The following is a 17,125-nucleotide window of genomic DNA, read 5'->3' as shown; positions in this document are numbered from 1 at the left end:
GGCGCGGTCGGGGAGGACAGCCGTCCTTGTCGACAGGGTCAATTTCCACCACCTTCGAGTGGGAGACTGACCCGGTGATCCGCCACCACGCCACACCCGTCTCAGCCGCCCGCCGCCGTACCGTCGTCGACGCCCTGCGCCGTGGGGCCGTGCCCGAGAGCGGGCTCGATCTGCTCGCCACCGGGCTCGACCGGTTCGAGGCGGCGCTCGACGCGGAACTGGACGCCGTCGCGTCCGGCGGGTCCGTGTTCAAGGCCGTGCGCGGCGAGTACGGCTCGGGCAAGACGTTCTTTACCCGCTGGCTGGGGGAGCGGGCCAAGCGCCGCAACTTCGCCGTGGCCGAGATCCAGGTCTCCGAGAACGAGACGCCGCTGCACCGGCTGGAGACGGTCTACCGGCGGCTCACCGAACGCCTCACCACCTCCAGCTTCCCGCCCAGCGCCCTGCGCCCGGTCGTGGACGCCTGGTTCTACGCCCTGGAGGAGGACGCCCTCGCGGCCGGCGCGTCCGAGGACGAGCTGCCGGGCGAGGTGGAGAAGCTGCTCGTGGCGCGGCTCGCCGAGGTCTCCCGGCACGCCCCGTCCTTCGCCACCGCCCTGCGCGGGTATCGCGCTGCGCTCGCCGAGGGCGACGAGGCCACCGCCGCGGCCGTCCTGGCCTGGCTCGGTGGCCAGCCGCACGTCGCGGCCGCCGCCCGCAGGTCCGCCGGGGTGCGCGGCGACCTCGACCACTTCGGGGCGCTCGGCTTCCTGCAGGGCCTGCTCACCGTGTTGCGCGACTCCGGGCACACCGGGCTCTTCGTCGTCCTCGACGAGGTGGAGACGCTGCAGCGGGTCCGGTCCGACGCCCGCGACAAGGCGCTCAACGCGCTGCGGCAGCTCATCGACGAGGTGCACTCCGGCCGCTTCCCCGGCCTGTACCTCGTCATCACCGGCACACCGGCCTTCTACGACGGACAGCAGGGCGTCCAGCGCCTGGCCCCGCTCGCCCAGCGGCTCGCCACCGACTTCACCACCGACCCGCGCTTCGACAACCCCCGCGCCGTGCAGATCCGGCTGCCCGGCTTCACCCAGGAGTCCCTGGTCGGCCTCGGCTCCGCCATCCGGGACCTGTACGCCGACGCCGCCGTATCGCCCGAGCGGGTGCGGACGGTCGTCGACGACTCCTATGTCGCCGACCTCGCGCGGGCCGTCGGCGGGGCGCTGGGCGGGAAGGTCGGGGTGGCGCCGCGGCTGTTCCTGAAAAAGCTGGTGGGGGACGTGCTCGACCGCGTGGACCAGTTCGACGACTTCGACCCCCGCCGGCACTACAAGCTGACCGTCACCGGCAGCGAACTCACCGATGTGGAGCGGAACCTGGCCGCCGCGGTCACCGGCGGTGCCGCGTCCGCCGACGACATCGACCTGGAGCTGTGATGGCGGACGCCGGCAGCCCGGCCGGGGGCGGACCGGAGGGACCGGCCGTGGACGGAACGACCCGGGACGGCCCGGCCGATGCGGGTCCGGCCGGGGGAGGGGCCGACGTGCTCGACCGGCTCGATCCCGTCGTCCTGCACCACATCGTCAACACCCTCGGCTGGCCCGACCTGCGCCCCCTCCAGCGGGAGGCGGTCACCCCGCTCCTGGACGGGCGGGACGCCGTCCTGCTGGCGCCGACCGCCGGCGGCAAGACCGAGGCGGCCTGCTTCCCGCTGCTGTCGGCCATGGCCGGACAGCGGTGGACGGGCACCTCGGTGCTGTACCTGTGCCCCCTCAAGGCACTCCTCAACAACCTGGCCGGCCGCGTCGACACCTACGCCCAGTGGCTGGGACGGCGCGCCGCCCTCTGGCACGGCGACACCAAGGAGTCGCAGCGGCAGCGCATCCGCACCGAGCCGCCGGACATCCTGCTGACCACGCCCGAGTCGCTCGAGGCGATGCTGATCGGCGTCAAGACCGACCACGCGCGGCTGCTGGGGAGCGTCCGGGCCGTCGTCGTCGACGAGGTGCACGCCTTCGCGGGCGACGACCGGGGCTGGCACCTGCTCGCCGTCCTCGAACGGCTGGAGCGGGTCACCGGCCGGCCCATCCAGCGGGTCGGGCTCTCGGCGACCGTCGGCAACCCCGGGCAACTGCTGCGCTGGCTGCAAGGCGCCGGGGCCGGCAGCCGTACCGGGCAGGTCGTCGCCCCGGGCGTGCACCTGCCGGCCGCCGGCGCGGCCGGACACGGGGAGCGGGCCGCCGAGGACCCGTCCCGCAGGCCCCCCGGTGAGGTGGAGCTCGACTACGTGGGCTCCCTCGACAACGCCGCCAAGCTCATCGCCGCCCTGCACCGCGGAGAGAAACGCCTCGTCTTCTGCGACTCGCGCAGCCAGGTCGAGGAACTGGGCGCCGCGCTCCGTGCCCGCGAGGTGACCGTCTTCCTGTCCCACGCCTCCCTGTCCGCCGAGGAACGCACCCGCTCCGAGCAGGCGTTCGCCGAAGCACGCGACTGCGTCATCGTCTCCACCTCCACCCTCGAACTCGGCATCGACGTCGGGGACCTGGACCGCGTCATCCAGATCGACGCACCGGCCTCCGTCGCCTCCTTCCTGCAGCGCATCGGCCGCACCGGCCGGCGCCCCGGCAGCGTGCGCAACTGCCTGTTCCTCACCACCCGCGAGAACACCCTGCTGCAGGCGGCGGGACTGCTGCTGCTGTGGTCGCGCGGCTGGGTGGAACCGGTGCTCCCGCCGCCCGAGCCGCGTCACCTCGTGGCCCAGCAGCTTCTCGCCGTCACCCTGCAACAGCACAAGCTCGGTGACAGGCTGTGGGACCGGCAGTGGAACGGTCTCGCCCCCTTCGACCGGTCCGCCGCCCCCATCCTGCGCTTCCTCACCGAGGAGGGCTTCCTCGACAGCGACGGCGGCCTGCTGTTCGTCGGGCCCGAGGCGGAACGCCGCTTCGGCAAGCGGCACTTCATCGAGCTCACGGCGTCCTTCACGGCGCCGCCGCAGTTCACCGTGCTCTCCGGGCGCACCGAGATCGGCCGCACCGATCCCAGCGTGCTCACCGGGGAACGCCCCGGCCCGCGGCGCCTGCTGCTCGGCGGGCGGAGCTGGCAGGTCACCTACGTCGACTGGCTGCGCAAACGCGTCTTCGTCGAACCGGCCGACAGCGGGGGCGTCGCCAAGTGGACGAACGGAGGCATCGCCGGACTGTCGTACGCTCTCACCCGCGCCATGCGCGAGGTGCTGCTGGGCGCGGACCCGCCCGTCTCCCTCACCCGGCGTGCCGGGGCATGCCTGGCCGAGCAGCGCGAGAGCGACGCCCACGGCACCGTGCGGCCGGACGGCACACTGATCACCCGCGTCGGCCGCGACGTGCGCTGGTGGACGTGGGCCGGCTACCGCGCCAACGCCACCCTCGCGGCCACGCTCCCGTCGGTCGGCGACCCCCTGCAACGCGCCACCGACTGCTGGCTGCGCCTGCGCGAGGACATGACCCCGGCCGAGTGGCGCGCGGCCCGCGAGAGCGTCGGCGAGAGCCTCGTCCTGCCCGACGTGGACCGCCGGGCCGTCCGCGGGCTGAAGTTCTCCGCCGCCCTCCCGGAACGCCTGGCCGTCGCCACGGTCGCGGCCCGGCTCGCGGACTTCGAGAGCGCCCGCGCGGTGCTGGCGGAGCCCGCGCTTCTCGTCGGCCTGGGCAACTCCGCCTGAGCTCCGGGGCGCCCCGGCGCCGGCGTCGATGTCAGTGCCCGCTCATAGAGTTCAGGCACTACTCGGGGAGCAGCGGAGGGGGAGCGGAAGCGTGTCCGCCAACAAGATCCAGCACAAGGTGAACCACGTCGCGCTGGTCGTGGACTGTTCGGGGTCCATGTACCAGCACCAGAGTCAGCTCATCCGCGTGGTCGACGAGTTCGTGGCGGGCCTGAAGGCCGAGTCGGACAGCCTCGGGCACGAGACGCGGATCAGCCTGTACTCCTTCGACCACCGGGTGGAGAACCTGGTCTGGGACATGGACGTGAAGCATCTGCCGTCCATGCGGGGTCTGTACAAGGTCAACAACGGTGCCACGGCTCTGATCGAGGCGTCGCTCAAGTCGCTGGACGACCTGGGCCACATCTGGGAGGAGTACGGCGAGCACAGCTTTCTGCAGATCGTGGTGACGGACGGCGAGGAGAACGCCTCCGGCGGCGACCGGCGGCACGACGGCGACATGGCCATCCTCGGCCCCTGGCTCGACAGGATCACGGCGAAGATGGGTTCGCTGCCCGGCCACTGGACGTCCGCGATCCTCGTCCCGAACTCCCTGGCGAAGCGCACCGCCCAGAACTACGGCTTCCCGGCCGGGAACATCGCCATCTGGGACGCGGATTCCCACGAGGGTGTCGAGGAGGCGATCGGCACCGTGCGCGCCGCCGCCACCAGCTTCCTCCGGGGCCGTGAGCAGGGCGTGCGCGGCACGAAGAACCTGTTCGCCGTCGGCCAGGACATATCGGTGGACGAGGTGCGGGCGACCCTCGAACCGATACCGGCCGACCGGTACCGGCTCCTGAAGGTCGACAAGGAGATGGAGATCCGGCCCTTCGTCGATTCGCATCCGGGCGTGAGCTACGAACGCGGTGCGTGCTACTACCAGTTGGGGGCCAGAGCCCTGGTGCAGCCCAACAAGGAAGTCGTCGTGGTCGAGAAGGACACCGATCGCGCCTACACGGGCGACGCGGCACGCAGCCTGCTGTTCGGGACGGGGATCCAGGGAACCGTCTCCGTGAAGGCGGGGAACAATCCCAAGCTGGAGGTGTATGTGCAGAGCCGTTCGGTGAACCGGAAGCTCAAGCCGCGGACACGGCTGCTCATCATGTTGTGAGGCTCGCCTGCCCCGGGCTGCCCCGAGCTGCCCCGTCGTCAGGGCGACGGGGCAGACCGGGCGGGCCGGGGCGATGTCACCAGTTCTTGTGCTGGACCTCGCCGAGGCCGCAGAAGGTGCAGCCGGGGCTCAGGAAGTCCTCCGTGCGCCGGAACTCCTCGTCGGCCAAGCGCCAGCGCAGCCAGGCGGTGATGATGTGCCGGCCGTTGCGGGTGGCGTAGATGTGGTCGGTGCCGTCGAGGACGTTGAACCACACCGGCACATCGGTGTTGGTGTAGTCGCGTTCCATGTTGGCGGTGGCGAAGTCCTCGTCACCGCCGATGTACAGGGCCGGGTTCCGGAGGTTGTCCGGGCCGTCGCCGTCGAAGGAGCCGCCGGCCACGTGGATGGTGGTCTCCAGCCGCGGCTCGTCGGCCACGTCGAAGGTCCCGATCGACCCGCGGGAATGGCCGCCGAAGGCCACCTCGGAGGTGTCGAGGTCCTGATACAGCGGGTTGCCCGGGTCGGCGTTCCGTTCCTCCAGCCAGTCGAGGGCGTCGACCATGTAGGCGCCGCTGCTGGAGGAGACCTCGCTGTAGACGACGAACCCGTGCGAGGCCCAGAGGCGCAGCATGTCCTCGTAGTCGGCGGGAGCGGATCCCGCCCCCGGGCCCCAGACGAGGATCGGGTGGCCCACACCGTCCCGGCCGGCGTCCGACGGGTACACCAGCCACCCGTCGTCGCCGGGGCCGGCGCTGCTGTCGACGGTCACCGCGTACGGCCCGGGCTCGGTGACGTCGTCCACCGGGGGCAGCGATCCGGGCGGCGGGTCGGTCGGGTCCCCGCCGCCTGCGGCCTCGACCAGCACGTCGTCAATGGTCAGCGTCTCCAGGGCGCTGCCGGCGTCCAGCGAGAAGCGCAGCCGCAGGTCTCGGCCGTCGGCCGAGGCGGGGAGGCGGAACGACGCCGCACCCGTGGCGGTGCGCGCCGATTCCAGCGCGGTGAACGAGCCGCCGTCGAGCGAGTAGGCCGCGGTGAAGGACTCGCCGAGGTCCAGCCCGGACGCCGCCCGGGTGTAGGAGACCGTCACGCCGCTGTATCCGGCCAGGTCGATGGGCGCTGATGTCATGGACGGGTCGGTGAACAGCGACCCGCTCAACCGCGCGCCGTCGGTGCCGGCCCGGACGGAACCGGAGGTAGTGAAGGTGCCGAGCCCGTCGGAGAAGTCCTCGCTGTAGACGGGGGTGGCGGCGGCTGCGGGGGGCGTGAGAGCGCCGGCGGCACCCACGGTCATGATGCTGAGGGCCACTGCGCCGAAGGCTCGCAGGCGCCCGCGGAAGCGAGTCATGTCTGGTATCCCTTCTGCCCGCATCGGCTGTCCGCGCCGACGCGCCGTTGTGTCGGTTGTGTCGGTTGCGCGAGTTGTGCCTGCTTCCGATCGCCGAAAGACGGTTCGGGGATCGGCCCGGGCCGAATTCAAGTGGGAGTCGCGGGGGCGGGCATCAGTGGAACCACCGGTGTTCGCCGCGACGGGCGGTAGGCGGATCGGGCGGCCGGATCCGGGATGTGGCTCAGAGGGTCGGACGGGCGGGGCACACGCCGCCCGTGCGGGCAGGACGCCTGCCGTCCGTGCCCGATGACGGCTGTGCGGTGGCTTCTCGTCACCGGAGTGTTGTCACCGAAGTGACAACAGGCGGCGCATGCTCTGTCGTCCGATGAAGAGCCTCCACACCACCGTGGCGGTATCTTCACCTCGCCTTTGTCCCTCACGCGCAAAGGAACCACTGCATGGTGAATGGTTCTCAGCCACCGGCCGGCGAGACGACGGACACGACAGCCCTCGAGGCATCGGCGACCTTCCGGTCGCTTCCGGCCGGGCTTCACGAGCATCTGAGGCCGTTCTTCGAAGGGATCACCGAAGAAGTCGTCCAGGCCATCCGCAAGGAGATCCACGAGTACCACCGGCCCCGCGACGACACCTACAGCCAGGTCGTCCACCGGGGTGTGGAGCAGGCGCTCCGCGGGTTCCTGGCCAGGATGGCCGAACCCGACGCGGACTGGGAGGAGGTCAAGGCCACCTACCACCGCATCGGCAGGGGCGAGGCCGACGAAGGCCGCAGCCTGGACTCGTTCCAGGCGGCACTGCGCCTCGGGGCACGCATCACCTGGCGCAGGGTCAACGCCCTGGTCGATGCCGAGGTGCTGCCCCGCCACGTCCTGGCCACGTTCGGCGAGGCGCTGTTCCTGCAGCTCGACGAGATGGCGGCGGCGACTACCGTTGGCTACACCGAGGCGCGGCTGCACGCGGCGGGCGAGCTCCAGCTGCGCCGCACCCGGCTGATCGACTTACTGACGGACGAGGCGCCGGCATCCGTCGAAGCGATCACCGACCTCGCCCACACCGCACGGTGGACCGTCCCGCGTGAATTCGCGGTCGTGGCCGTGGACCACGACCCCGTACCGGACGCGGCCCGCCCCATCCTGCCGCCCGAGTTCCTCGGGTGCTTCGACGCACAGCCCGGCGTCATGGTCGTGCCCGACCCCGAGAACCCCGGAACGGTCCGTGCTCTCGGGGCGGTGCTGAAGGGACTGCGCGCCGCCGTCGGCCCGGCCGTGGCGCCCGGAGAGGGGGCCCGCTCACTGCGGTGGGCCCTGGACGCCCTGGCGCTCTCCCGGCGCGGTGTCCTGCCCGGCACCGGGGTGGTGCGGTGCACCGACCACCTGGCCACGCTGCTGCTGTTCCGCGACGAGGCGCTGGTCGACGCGATGGTGCGCCGCCGGCTCCAGCCGCTCGACCAGGTGCGTTCCCCCCAGCGTAAACGTCTCGCGGAGACGCTGCTGTGCTGGCTCCAGTGCGGTCACAACGCGAGTGAGGTCGCCGAGCGGCTGGCCGTGCATCCGCAGACGGTGCGCTACCGCCTGCGACAGCTGGACGAGGTGTTCGGCGAGCAACTGCACGACCCGGCGGCGCAGTTCGAGATGCAGCTGGCTCTGCGGGCGCTGAGCCTGCGCCCCGCCGGGTGACCCGCGCGGGCCATGGGTTCTCCGTCAGCCGACCGAGTGTCTCGCGCCCGGGTGTGCCGGGCATCCGGGGTGCGTTCCGCCGTGCTACCGCTCAGCCCGCCGTGCCGGGGCCCGGACAGGACCGCACCGCGCGGAGGGTGAGGGCCTCATCGAGGCGGACCGTCACCTCACCCGCCGGCGTGCGCAGCAGCAGGCGGCCGTCGGTGACACCACGGGAGCGACCGCAGAAACCACCGTCGGGCGTGACCACCTCCAGCTGAGGCCCAGACTTGTCCGGCCCGTACCAGGTCACGGCGACCGTCGCGGTGAGCGCGCCGGCGCACAGCACTGTCAGGACCACGCCTCGCGTCAGCGCTTTCGCCGCGCACAGGGTCTCTTGGTGGTCGAGCGCCTCCTCGCCCCACGCGAGCACCCCGGGCGGTGTCTGCTGCACGACGGCGGCCGCCGGTCTGCCGTGCGCGGCGCGCAGCAGCAGGACGGCGCCCAGCGCGCCGGTCGCCAGGGTCAGGAGCAGGAGGCAGCCCACCACGACGTCATAGGGCGTGGCCAGTTCCCGGATGTCACTGCGGCCCTTGACCAAGCCGAACCCGACCATGCCGACGAGCAGCGCGGCCAGTCCCGTGCGCCAGGCGGCCGCGGCCTCGCGGACCCGGGTCAGTTCCCAGCGCACCAGCTGTCGGCGATGGCGGGCGGCGGCGCGGTCCGCGGGCACGGCGGGCGGGCCGGGGGAAGCCTGCCAGCTCACCGGCCATCCCATCGCAGCAGCAGGATCCAGTAGGCGCCGCAGCCCTCGTCGTCGTCCGGCCGGCCCGGGTGCTCCTCGGCACAGACGCAGGCGACCTGGACGGAGTAGGTGTCACGGGACCGGGACGGCCGCGGTACGCGGAACCCGGTCAGCGGGTGGACGTACTGGAAGGGATGCTCGCAGCGCGGGCAGATGCCGCTGAGCACCGCTTCGTGCCGACCACCCTCGACCCGCAGCCCGGCGAGGTGCACGGCCGCGTAGCCGGGACGGGTGATCTCCTCGAAGGGCTGGGGGAGTCGGGGCACCGGTACCTCCTGTACCTCCTGCGCGTATGGCGCGCGTCCGCACGCCCACCTGCGGAAGCCGATGGTGCCAGGGGACGGCTGCCGAGGTCGCCGTCCGAGCGCCCGCAGTGCCCGCCACCGCCCTGCTCACGGCTGCTTGTGCGCAGGTCGGGGCGGCTTCGGTTCAAAGCCGGTCGCATTCTGGTCGTACGCCGCAAAGCCCTCCTCCGATCGGGGGAGCCGGAGCATCATGGCCTGTGGCCGTACGGCAGGGTGCCGTGCGGTCGGTCGAGGGCCGGTACCGCCCGGGGGACGGTATCGGCCGGCGGGACGGAACCGACCGGACGGGAGGCAGTTGACGGTGGAACACGGGTCTGAGGCCGGCGCGGACGGGAAGCTTGTGCGACGGCTGCTCGGCCGCGCCGACGGAGCCGGGGTGACGTACGCGGACGAGGAAAAGGAACTGGTCCCGCTCGGCCCGGACGAGGGCGCACGAGACGCGCTGATCCGTGAACTCGACGCGCTGGGGGAGGAGCTGTCGGAAGAGCCCGGGGGCGAGGTCATGGCGCGGCTCGGGGCGCTGCTCGCGGCCCGCTGGGCCGACGGACGGGACCCCGCCGACCGTACGCGGGCCGTCGAACTGCTGCGCGCCGCGCGGAGCGTGGCGGAGCTGGACGCCGGCGTCCGCCGGAACGCCGCACGTGACCTCGCTCTCCTGCTGGTGGCTCCGCTGCTGGACATCCCCCCGGCGGAGGGCGGCGCGGCGGCGCTGCCGCCCGGTCTCGCCCGCCACCTCCCGTTCGGCCTGCCGGGCATCGCGCAGGGCATGAGTGTTCTGGAGGTGCTGCCCGAGCTCGTCGAACTGGCGCGTGAGGTGGGAGGCGACAGCCGGCAGCTGCCGCCCCACATCGAGGCGATCGCCACCATGGTGCCGCTGCTGCGGACCGCCGGGGACGGGGACGCGGGCGCGATGGCCGAGGTCCTGGCCGCGCTGCCCGGTCTGTTGCCCGACAGCGGCCCACTGGGCGGGCTGGCGCAGGCGCTGCCGCTGATGATGAAGACGCTCGGCGTGCGGCCTCCGAGCGGCGCTCCGGGCGGCTCCCCGGCGGACGCTGTGCGGTCGGTACCGCCCGCCGGGCCGCCCGGTCCGGCGGAAATCGAGGAGATGACGCGCTCGCTGGAGGTGCCGACGATCTTAGCCGAGGTGTTCAGCCCCGGGTTCATCACACTCGACGAACAGCGTGCGCTGACCGAGCGGACCGTGGCGGGGGCCGGCTCCGGGGACGCCCCGGCACAGGTCCTCGCGGCACTGTCCTGCGCGGCCCTCGCCATGCGCACCGGCGAGCACGCGCACTTCGGCAGGGCGCTGGAGCTGATGGCCCGGGCCCGGGGAGCGGACGGGCCCGTCGACCACGAGACGGAGTGGCTGCTCCAGGCGACCGTGCCCGCGGTGCTGCTTGGCTCCCACTTGACCGGTCACAGCCTTCAGGACGGGGAGACCGCGCAGGAGCTGATCGCGGCGGCGCTGTCGCCCGGGGGGCTGCTCGCGGTCGGCGCGCCCGACCGGCCGGGCGCGCCCGATCTGCTGCTCCTGAGTCGCTGCGTCCAAGCTCAGTTCGCCATCGAGCGGGCCCACCGCGAGCGCGACACGGCCGCGTTGGCCGGTATCCGGGCCGAACTGCTCTCCCTGGTCGAGCAGGAGACCGGCGACAGTGAGTGGAGCGTGGTGCCCCGGATCATCCTGTGCACCCTCGAACTCGTCCGAGTGCTGCTGACCGCCGACCTGTCCGCGCTGCGCAGTGCGGTCGACCAGCATGCGGCCGCCCTGGCGCACACCGGCACGCCCCCCTTCGTCCGCCCGCTGCTCACCACGATGGAGGCGCCGCTGCTGGCGCTCGCCTCGCACCTCGAACCGGACCCCGAGCGGGTGCGGCGCTCCATCGACTCGGCACGGGCCGCGCTGGACGCGCCCGCCTCCGTGCCCGGTCAGCGTTCCCGCAATCGGCTGGCCATCGCGTTCGCCGTCCGCACCCTGCACGAGCACGAGGGCGACCCGGCGCTTCTCGACGAGGCCATCGCCGAACTCGAGGCCGCGGAGGCCGAGCTGGACGCCGGGAGCGGCGGCGCCCGGGAGGACGCGGCCGATCTCGTCGTCTCCCTGCACGAGCAGTTGGCCACCGCCCTCGCCCAGCGCGCCGGCTCCGGCGACCCGGCCGACGACGACGCCGCACGGGACCGGCTGACCCGTGCGCTCGCCCACGCCAGGCGGGCCCTGCGCGCCTCGGCGGACGATGTGCTGCTCCAGCTCGGCGCGGAGCACGGGCTGCGTGCTGCCCGTGCGGCCGGCAGTCTCGGTGTCCGCGCGGCGGGCTGGGCGGTGCGGCTCGGCCGGCCCGAGGAGGCGGTCGCCTGCCTGGAATCCGGGCGTGCCCTGGTGCTGCACGCCGCCGCGGCCGGGACCACGGTGGCAGACCGGCTGGAGGCGCTCGGCGCGTACGAGACGGCGGCGGCGTGGCGGCGGGCGACGGCGAACGCCGGTGCCGCCGGGCCCGCTGTGCTCGACGAGGTGCTCCATCCGGACGCGACGGGGGTGCCCCGGCTGCCCAGCGCGCTGCGCAGGGAGGCGCTGGAGCTGGTGCGCACGGCGCCGGGTGCCGCGAGCGCGGCGTCGGGGCCGCCGCCCGTGCCGGTTCTCGGCGCGGCGCTCGCCCGCTGCCGGGCCGACGCGCTGGTGTACCTGGTGCCGGGCATGGGTGGCGAAGCGGGTGCCGCGCTGCTGCTGCGGCCCGGACTCGGCGTGCGGACCGTGGAGTTGCCGGGACTGTCCACGGCGCACCGCGGCCCGCTGGAGGAGTTTGTGCGGGCTGGGGCCGCGCTGCGGCGCGTCCAGGACGGGGACGCGGACGGGACGGATCCCGGCGCGATTCCCGCGGTCCGTCTGCCGGGGAGGAAGTGGGAGCGGTCCCTGGACCGGCTGTGCGACTGGGCGGGCGAGTCGGTCATGGGGCCGGTGCTGGACGCGCTGAACCTGTGGGAGCGTGCGCTGGCCGAGAGCGGGCTGCGGCCGTGCGACGCCGGTGAGGCCGCGGACCCGGTCCGGCTGGTGGTGGTGCCTTGCGGCGACCTGGGTGTCGTGCCGTGGCAGGCCGCGCGGATGCGGCTGCCGCGGGCGGGCTCCGACGGGGACGGGGCCTGGGACGGGGAGCGGGCCGGTGTCCCCGCGACCGCTCACCTGTGCGAACTCGCCGTCGTGACCTTCGCCGCCTCCGGTTCGGAACTGGTCCACGGCATACGGCGGTCGAGGCTGCCGGTCGCGCAGGGGCAGGCGCTGATCTCGGTTCCCTCGGACCTGATCTACGCCGAGGACGAGATCCGGGCGCTGCGGGAGGCGTACTACGGCAATGCCCGGGTCCTGGCGGAGGAGGACCCCGGGGCCGGCCCCGGCCTGCCGACACCGGCGGCGCTGCTGGAGGTCCTCGGGGCCGAGTCCGCCACGGCCGCCGGCCGTGCCGCGGTGGTGCACCTGGTGTGCCACGGAAAGGCCGGGGCCGACCCGGCCCGCTCCGCGCTGCACCTGTGGTGCGAGGAGGGCGCTCCTGCCGGGACGGGCCACCTCACCGTGACCACCCTGCTGGACACCCCGCCGGCCGGGGACCGCCGCGGACCGGTCGTGGTGCTCAGCGCGTGCGAGACCGACCTGAGCGACGCGGACCACGACGAGGCCCTCACTCTCACCACCGCTCTGGTGCACCGGCTGGCCACGGATGTCGTCGGCTCCCGCTGGGCCGTCTCCGACCACATCACCCCGGCCCTGATGACGGTCCTGCACCACCATCTCGCCGCCGGTCTCGCCCCGTCCGACGCGCTGCGCGCCACCCAGCGGTACGCCCTCACCCCGGCCGGCCGCCGGGGTCCCGTACCGGGGCTGGCCGCGCTGGAACCGTTCCTCGCCCAGCAGGACATCGGTGGGCTCAAGGACTGGGCCGCTTTCATCCACCAGGGCAACCCCGCCCCCGAGCCTCCCCGGAGGGACCCGGTCCGATGACGCCCGACCAACTGATCGCCCTGCTGCACCGCCACTGGGCGCAGACGCTGGCCGAACTGGACGCCGACGAGCGTGCTCAATTACTGCGCCGGGTCGCCGCGCTCGGCGACGCCGTGGGCCGCGGCCCCACCCTGCGTGCCGTCCGGGACGTGGGCCGGATGCTGCACCGGCTGCCCGCGCACCACCCCGTCGGAGCGGCGCTGAACGACGCCGTGCGCTTCGCCGGGCCGGACACGGGCCGCGAGGCCGTCGTCGACCGGGCCCGGCTCGTCGACCTGCTGGGCTTCCTGTCGGGCCCGCCGCCGACGGCCGACGAGATCCTCGACACCACCCGCCGGCGGCTGCTCCGCGCCCCGGCGCGCGGTGCGGACGCGGCGCTCGCGGCCGTGGCGGACGCGGCGGCGGACGATCTGATCCGGCTGCACCATCCAGAACTCGGCCACCGCTACCCGGAGTTCCAGTTCACACCCGGCACGGACGAGCTGCGCCCGGTGGTGCGCGAGGTGAACCGACTGCTGCTCGCCGGACAGGACCCGTGGGGCGCCGCGGACTGGTGGCTGGGCGGCAACACCTGGCTGGACGGCGTGCCGGCCGAACTGCTGGACGCGGTGCCGCACGAGCTGATCCTCGCCGCTGCCCGCGCCCTGGTGGAGGACGACTGATGGCCGGCCACGCCCCGCCCGAGGGTGCCCGCATGGAACCGCTGGTCCGTGTGGTGCCCGCCGGCACGGAGCTGTACCGCTGTCACCGGGACACACGTCCGCCCGGCTCGTTCAACCCCAGCCGCCAGCACACGTTTTTCGACGGTGACCGCTTCGGCGCCACCGAACAGGATCCGTTCGTCTACCTGTACGCGGCGCTCGACCCCGTCACCGCGCTCAGCGAGGTGCTGTTGCGGTCGGTGCGGTTCGACGGGCCGGCTGCCCAGCGCCGCATCCCCTGGGCGCGGGCGAGCCGGTACTGCCTGTCCGTGCTGAGGACCACCACCGACCTCGCCCTCGTGGATCTGATGAGCGCGGAGGGGCTGGCCGCGGTATGGCAGGACTCCTGGCTGGTCGACGCCGAACGGGACGACTACGCCAAGACCCGGTACTGGGTGCGGCTGATCAGGGAACACGCCCCGGACGTCCAGGGGCTGGTGTGGCAGTCGAAGCGTCACCGGCCGCGCGAGGCCCTGCAGTTGTTCGGGGACCGCTGCGGTGAGCACCCGTTGGAGCCGGTGCCCGAGCGGACGGTGGACCTGCGTACGGAGGAGGGCGTGGCGGAGGCCCGGCGGCTGCTGGGGCCGGTGCGCGCGACGGTCTCGGAGCCGGAGCCCGCGGCGGTGCGCTGACACGGGATCCGCTCAGGTTCCCGCGCCGGACCCCGTGTCCTCGTCTGCCGCGGCCCCGGCCCCCGCGTCGTCGTCCGGGGCGCACAGCGACACGGTTGCCTCGGAGTGGAGCCCCAGGACAAGGCTGTCGCCGTCGGCCAGCCGCCTCGGAACACCGGGCAGCAGATAGTCCTCGTTGACGCGGGTGCCGTGGGTAGTGCCGTCCCGGTACTCCGTTACCCACAGGGTGCCGTCCGGGCGCAGGGCAACCTCGGCGTGGCGGCGGGAGACCGACAGTTCGTCGGCGAAACCGCGGGCTGTCGTGGGTGCCCATTCCGGGGCCCGGCCGAGGTTCCGTACGTCCCCGGGGCGCATCCGCACTTGCACCAGACCGCCGGAGAACCGGAGCACCGCCGTGGCGCCGCCCTCCCCGGTGGGGACCGCGTCCGCGACCGGGGCGGAGCAGCGGGGACAGCCGGTCACTGCCGCGGGTACCTTGCGCCCGCATCCCGTGCACCTCACCAGCCGCGGTGGCGGGGCCGGCGCGGGCGGGTCCGTGACGGCACGGCGGGGTGACAGTGCCTCCGGGGGGTCGTCGTCAGGGGGTGTTCCGGCGTTCCCCTCCGGGTGCCGGACGGGTGGTGTCCCGGGTGGGCCGTCGTCCGCCGTCCGTCCCTCGTCCGGGTGCCGGGGGCCGGGCACTGTCCTGCCCGGAATGCGGAGAGTGCCCGGACGGCGGGGGGTCAGTTCCTCCCAGGGGTCGTCCTCGTCCGTCATCGATGGTCCGTGTCGTGTTCGACCCCCAGGTCGACCGAGCCGTTCTCCTGGTCCTCCGTCACGCGGGTCACCCGGAGCGCGCCGCGAAGCGACCGCGGCCGGATCGTGAAGATCGCGCGCGCCAGCGGGTTGATCAGGTGTGTCTCCAGTGCCATGCCGATGCCCCGCCCCCCGGCATACGGGTCCCGCATACAGTACTCGCCGAGCTGCCGGCGGGCCTGCGGGACGATCTCCAGCCGGATGCCCTGGCTTTCCCACAGCGCGGCGGCGATGTTGCCGATCGACAGGTCGAGGACCTCCTCCGCCGCGGATCCCGTGACGAAGCCGAACACGACCACGTTGCCGCCGAAGCGGTTCATCAGCTCCGGACGCCCCACCTCGGCCTCGAAGTGGTGGCGGATGTTCCCCTTCACCCGCTTCGCGAGGTCGCGGTAGTCGTCCTCGGGCTGCACGTCCCACACCCGCTGCTTGGTGTGCGGATCGGTGTGCTGCACTCCGAGGTTGGACGTGAAGATGAGCACGCATTCACTGAAGTACGTGGTGACTCCCTGCCCGTCGGTGAGCCGGCCGTCCTCCAGGAGCTGGAGGAACTTGTCCATCACTCCCTGGTGTGCCTTCTCGATCTCGTCGAAGAGGATGACCCGGAAAGGGTCGGCGCGCACGGCACGGGTGAGTTCACCGCCCGCCTCGTACCCCACGTATCCGGGCGGCGCCCCCACCAGCCGGTCGGCGGCGTGCGCGGAGGAGAACTCACTCATGTCGAACCGCAGGTACGCCTCCTCGCTGTCGAAGAGCAACTGCGCGACACTCTTGGCCATCTCGGTCTTGCCCGTCCCTGTCGGCCCGGCGAAGAAGAGAACACCGCGCGGCCGGTGCCCGGCGGTTGTCGCCTGTGCCCCGGACAGCCCCAGGGCCGCGCGCTTGAGGATGTCGAGGGTCATGGTGACCGCAGGCTCCTGGCCGCGCACCCGGCTGGTGAGGTGCTCGTACCCCTGGGCGATCCGCTCGCGGATGTCCAGGGAACGCCAGGGGTCCTTCTCCACACCGAGCCGGTAGACGCGTACCGCGTCCGGCATCTTCTCGAACGGCAGGCCCCGCGAGAGGGCGAGCCGGTGGCTCTGCCGCATGGCGTCCAGGGACAGCCCGGTCGCCGCCTTGGCGAACGCGGAGACCGGGTCCAGCAACGCCCGCCGGTCCGGCCCGGCCTGTTCGACCCCCGTGCCGTCCTGGTGTCCGGCCTCGGCACCGGCCGGAACGGGCGGGTGTTCAGAGGCCAGCAGCCCGGCCATCCGCCGACGTTCGTCGGCGTCCGGCCCGGGCACCGCGACCGTGCGGATGCGTTCGGAACCGCTGAGCAGCCAGTGCGGCAGGTCGCGGTCGCTGTCGGCCAGCCAGATGACCGGGTTGAACAGCTCTCCCTCTCCCGAGGGATCGCGGAGAGCGCGGCGCGGCGTGACGGAGAACGGCTCGGCCTCCCGCGCGAGCTGGACGCAGGCCAGGAAGAAGTCCCGCTCGGCGTCGCTGAGCCGGGTGACATCGGTGCTCAACCGGGAGGAGTAGTCGATCAGTAGCGCCAGTCGCAGCGGTTCGGCCTCCCGGCCGTCCCGGCGTTGCGCGGTGCGGCGCTCCCGGAAGCCGCTGACGATTTCCCGCAACAGCGGTTCGGCTTCCAGAAGCTGCGGGGTACGGTCGCCCCTCCGCCCGGTGCGGGGGCCACGCAGGGCGTCGTCGAGCAGCTCGACCACCGTCTCCTGGTCGGGCCCGACCAGGGTGACGAACCCGGTGATCTGGTCGTAGCTCAGCAGTGAGCCGTAGCCGAGGTGACGCAGTCCGTCCCACAACGACTCGGGCAGGCTGCGGTCGGTCTCGACGAGCTTCCCGCCGAGGCGGCGCTGCGCCAGGTATCGGTCGCGGATATTGCCGTGGAGCACGAACTGGCTGTGCACCGCGAGAGTGCCGGTGATTTCGCTGACGAAGGGCGGTGCCGGCTGATGAGGGCTCGCGGTGGCGCGGGGGCCCCCGTCCTTGGTGAGACGGCTCCCCGCCGATCCGTTGGTCTGGCTCACTGGGTGTTCCTTTCTCGCCGGTGCGACACGGGCACCGCGGGTGGTGGGACGCGGCGAGACGGCCGGC

General features: G+C 73.2%; 12 protein-coding genes. 7 read left to right on the top strand and 5 right to left on the bottom strand.

Going from position 1 to position 17,125, the window contains the following annotated elements; all coding sequences use genetic code 11:
- Positions 1-74 precede the first annotated feature (74 nt).
- From brxD to SXIN_RS07015, 3 genes are all read left to right on the top strand, one after another.
- Positions 75-1,415: a BREX system ATP-binding protein BrxD gene (gene brxD, locus SXIN_RS07025; protein WP_019711179.1), complete on the top strand. Its 1,341-nt coding sequence runs from the start codon at positions 75-77 to the stop codon at positions 1,413-1,415.
- Positions 1,415-3,676, top strand: a complete 2,262-nt coding sequence (locus SXIN_RS07020) for a DEAD/DEAH box helicase (RefSeq protein ID WP_019711178.1) — start codon at positions 1,415-1,417, stop codon at positions 3,674-3,676. Before brxD ends, SXIN_RS07020 begins: the two co-directional genes overlap by 1 nt.
- Positions 3,677-3,767: 91 nt before the next feature.
- The gene (locus tag SXIN_RS07015) at positions 3,768-4,826 is read left to right on the top strand and encodes a vWA domain-containing protein (RefSeq protein ID WP_019711177.1); all 1,059 of its coding nucleotides are present in this window, start codon (positions 3,768-3,770) and stop codon (positions 4,824-4,826) included.
- Between the two features lie 76 nt (positions 4,827-4,902).
- Here SXIN_RS07015 and SXIN_RS07010 read toward each other — a convergent pair whose 3' ends face one another.
- Positions 4,903-6,153 carry a poly(ethylene terephthalate) hydrolase family protein gene (locus tag SXIN_RS07010; RefSeq protein WP_019711176.1) on the bottom strand — a complete coding sequence of 417 codons (1,251 nt, stop codon included), beginning with the start codon at positions 6,151-6,153 and terminating at the stop codon, positions 4,903-4,905.
- 440 nt (positions 6,154-6,593) lie between these two features.
- On the opposite strand from SXIN_RS07010, the gene SXIN_RS07005 reads away from it, so the two are divergent.
- The gene (locus SXIN_RS07005) at positions 6,594-7,829 is read left to right on the top strand and encodes a PucR family transcriptional regulator (protein ID WP_019711175.1); all 1,236 of its coding nucleotides are present in this window, start codon (positions 6,594-6,596) and stop codon (positions 7,827-7,829) included.
- A 91-nt stretch (positions 7,830-7,920) separates the two neighbouring features.
- Here the strand turns inward: SXIN_RS07005 and SXIN_RS07000 are convergent, their stop codons facing one another.
- Both SXIN_RS07000 and SXIN_RS06995 read right to left on the bottom strand, forming a co-directional pair.
- Positions 7,921-8,574: a hypothetical protein gene (locus SXIN_RS07000; RefSeq protein WP_238153701.1), complete on the bottom strand. Its 654-nt coding sequence runs from the start codon at positions 8,572-8,574 to the stop codon at positions 7,921-7,923.
- Complete coding sequence (locus SXIN_RS06995) at positions 8,571-8,879, bottom strand: hypothetical protein (protein WP_019711173.1); 309 nt, start codon at positions 8,877-8,879, stop codon at positions 8,571-8,573. The genes SXIN_RS07000 and SXIN_RS06995 overlap by 4 nt, the downstream gene beginning before the upstream one ends.
- A gap of 415 nt (positions 8,880-9,294) precedes the next feature.
- Here SXIN_RS06995 and SXIN_RS06990 point away from each other — a divergent pair, with 415 nt between their 5' ends.
- From SXIN_RS06990 to SXIN_RS06980, 3 genes are read left to right on the top strand one after another with little or no spacing between them, the layout of a single operon-like run.
- Positions 9,295-12,903 (top strand): CHAT domain-containing protein, encoded by a 3,609-nt coding sequence (locus tag SXIN_RS06990; protein WP_157916258.1) that lies wholly within the window; start codon positions 9,295-9,297, stop codon positions 12,901-12,903.
- Positions 12,900-13,565 carry a hypothetical protein gene (locus SXIN_RS06985; protein WP_095756747.1) on the top strand — a complete coding sequence of 222 codons (666 nt, stop codon included), beginning with the start codon at positions 12,900-12,902 and terminating at the stop codon, positions 13,563-13,565. Before SXIN_RS06990 ends, SXIN_RS06985 begins: the two co-directional genes overlap by 4 nt.
- Positions 13,565-14,236, top strand: coding sequence for an RES family NAD+ phosphorylase (locus SXIN_RS06980; RefSeq protein WP_019711168.1), 672 nt, complete (start codon positions 13,565-13,567; stop codon positions 14,234-14,236). Before SXIN_RS06985 ends, SXIN_RS06980 begins: the two co-directional genes overlap by 1 nt.
- Positions 14,237-14,248: 12 nt before the next feature.
- Here the strand turns inward: SXIN_RS06980 and SXIN_RS06975 are convergent, their stop codons facing one another.
- Positions 14,249-14,698: an FHA domain-containing protein gene (locus SXIN_RS06975; protein WP_019711167.1), complete on the bottom strand. Its 450-nt coding sequence runs from the start codon at positions 14,696-14,698 to the stop codon at positions 14,249-14,251.
- A gap of 290 nt (positions 14,699-14,988) precedes the next feature.
- Complete coding sequence (locus SXIN_RS06970) at positions 14,989-17,058, bottom strand: AAA family ATPase (RefSeq protein ID WP_019711166.1); 2,070 nt, start codon at positions 17,056-17,058, stop codon at positions 14,989-14,991.
- Positions 17,059-17,125 lie beyond the last annotated feature (67 nt).

The sequence above is a fragment of the Streptomyces xinghaiensis S187 genome (genome assembly GCF_000220705.2).
GTDB classification, from domain to species: Bacteria; Actinomycetota; Actinomycetes; order Streptomycetales; family Streptomycetaceae; genus Streptomyces; species Streptomyces xinghaiensis.
This window is presented reverse-complemented; position numbering and strand designations above follow the sequence as displayed.

Bases quoted from the DNA above. Each gene is read 5' to 3' on its own strand.
- SXIN_RS07020 (WP_019711178.1), top strand. From the start codon at position 1,415: ATGGCGGACGCCGGCAGCCCGGCCGGGGGCGGACCGGAGGGACCGGCC.
- SXIN_RS07010 (WP_019711176.1), bottom strand. From the start codon at position 6,153: ATGACTCGCTTCCGCGGGCGCCTGCGAGCCTTCGGCGCAGTGGCCCTC.
- SXIN_RS07005 (WP_019711175.1), top strand. From the start codon at position 6,594: ATGGTGAATGGTTCTCAGCCACCGGCCGGCGAGACGACGGACACGACA.
- SXIN_RS06985 (WP_095756747.1), top strand. From the start codon at position 12,900: ATGACGCCCGACCAACTGATCGCCCTGCTGCACCGCCACTGGGCGCAG.
- SXIN_RS06980 (WP_019711168.1), top strand. From the start codon at position 13,565: ATGGCCGGCCACGCCCCGCCCGAGGGTGCCCGCATGGAACCGCTGGTC.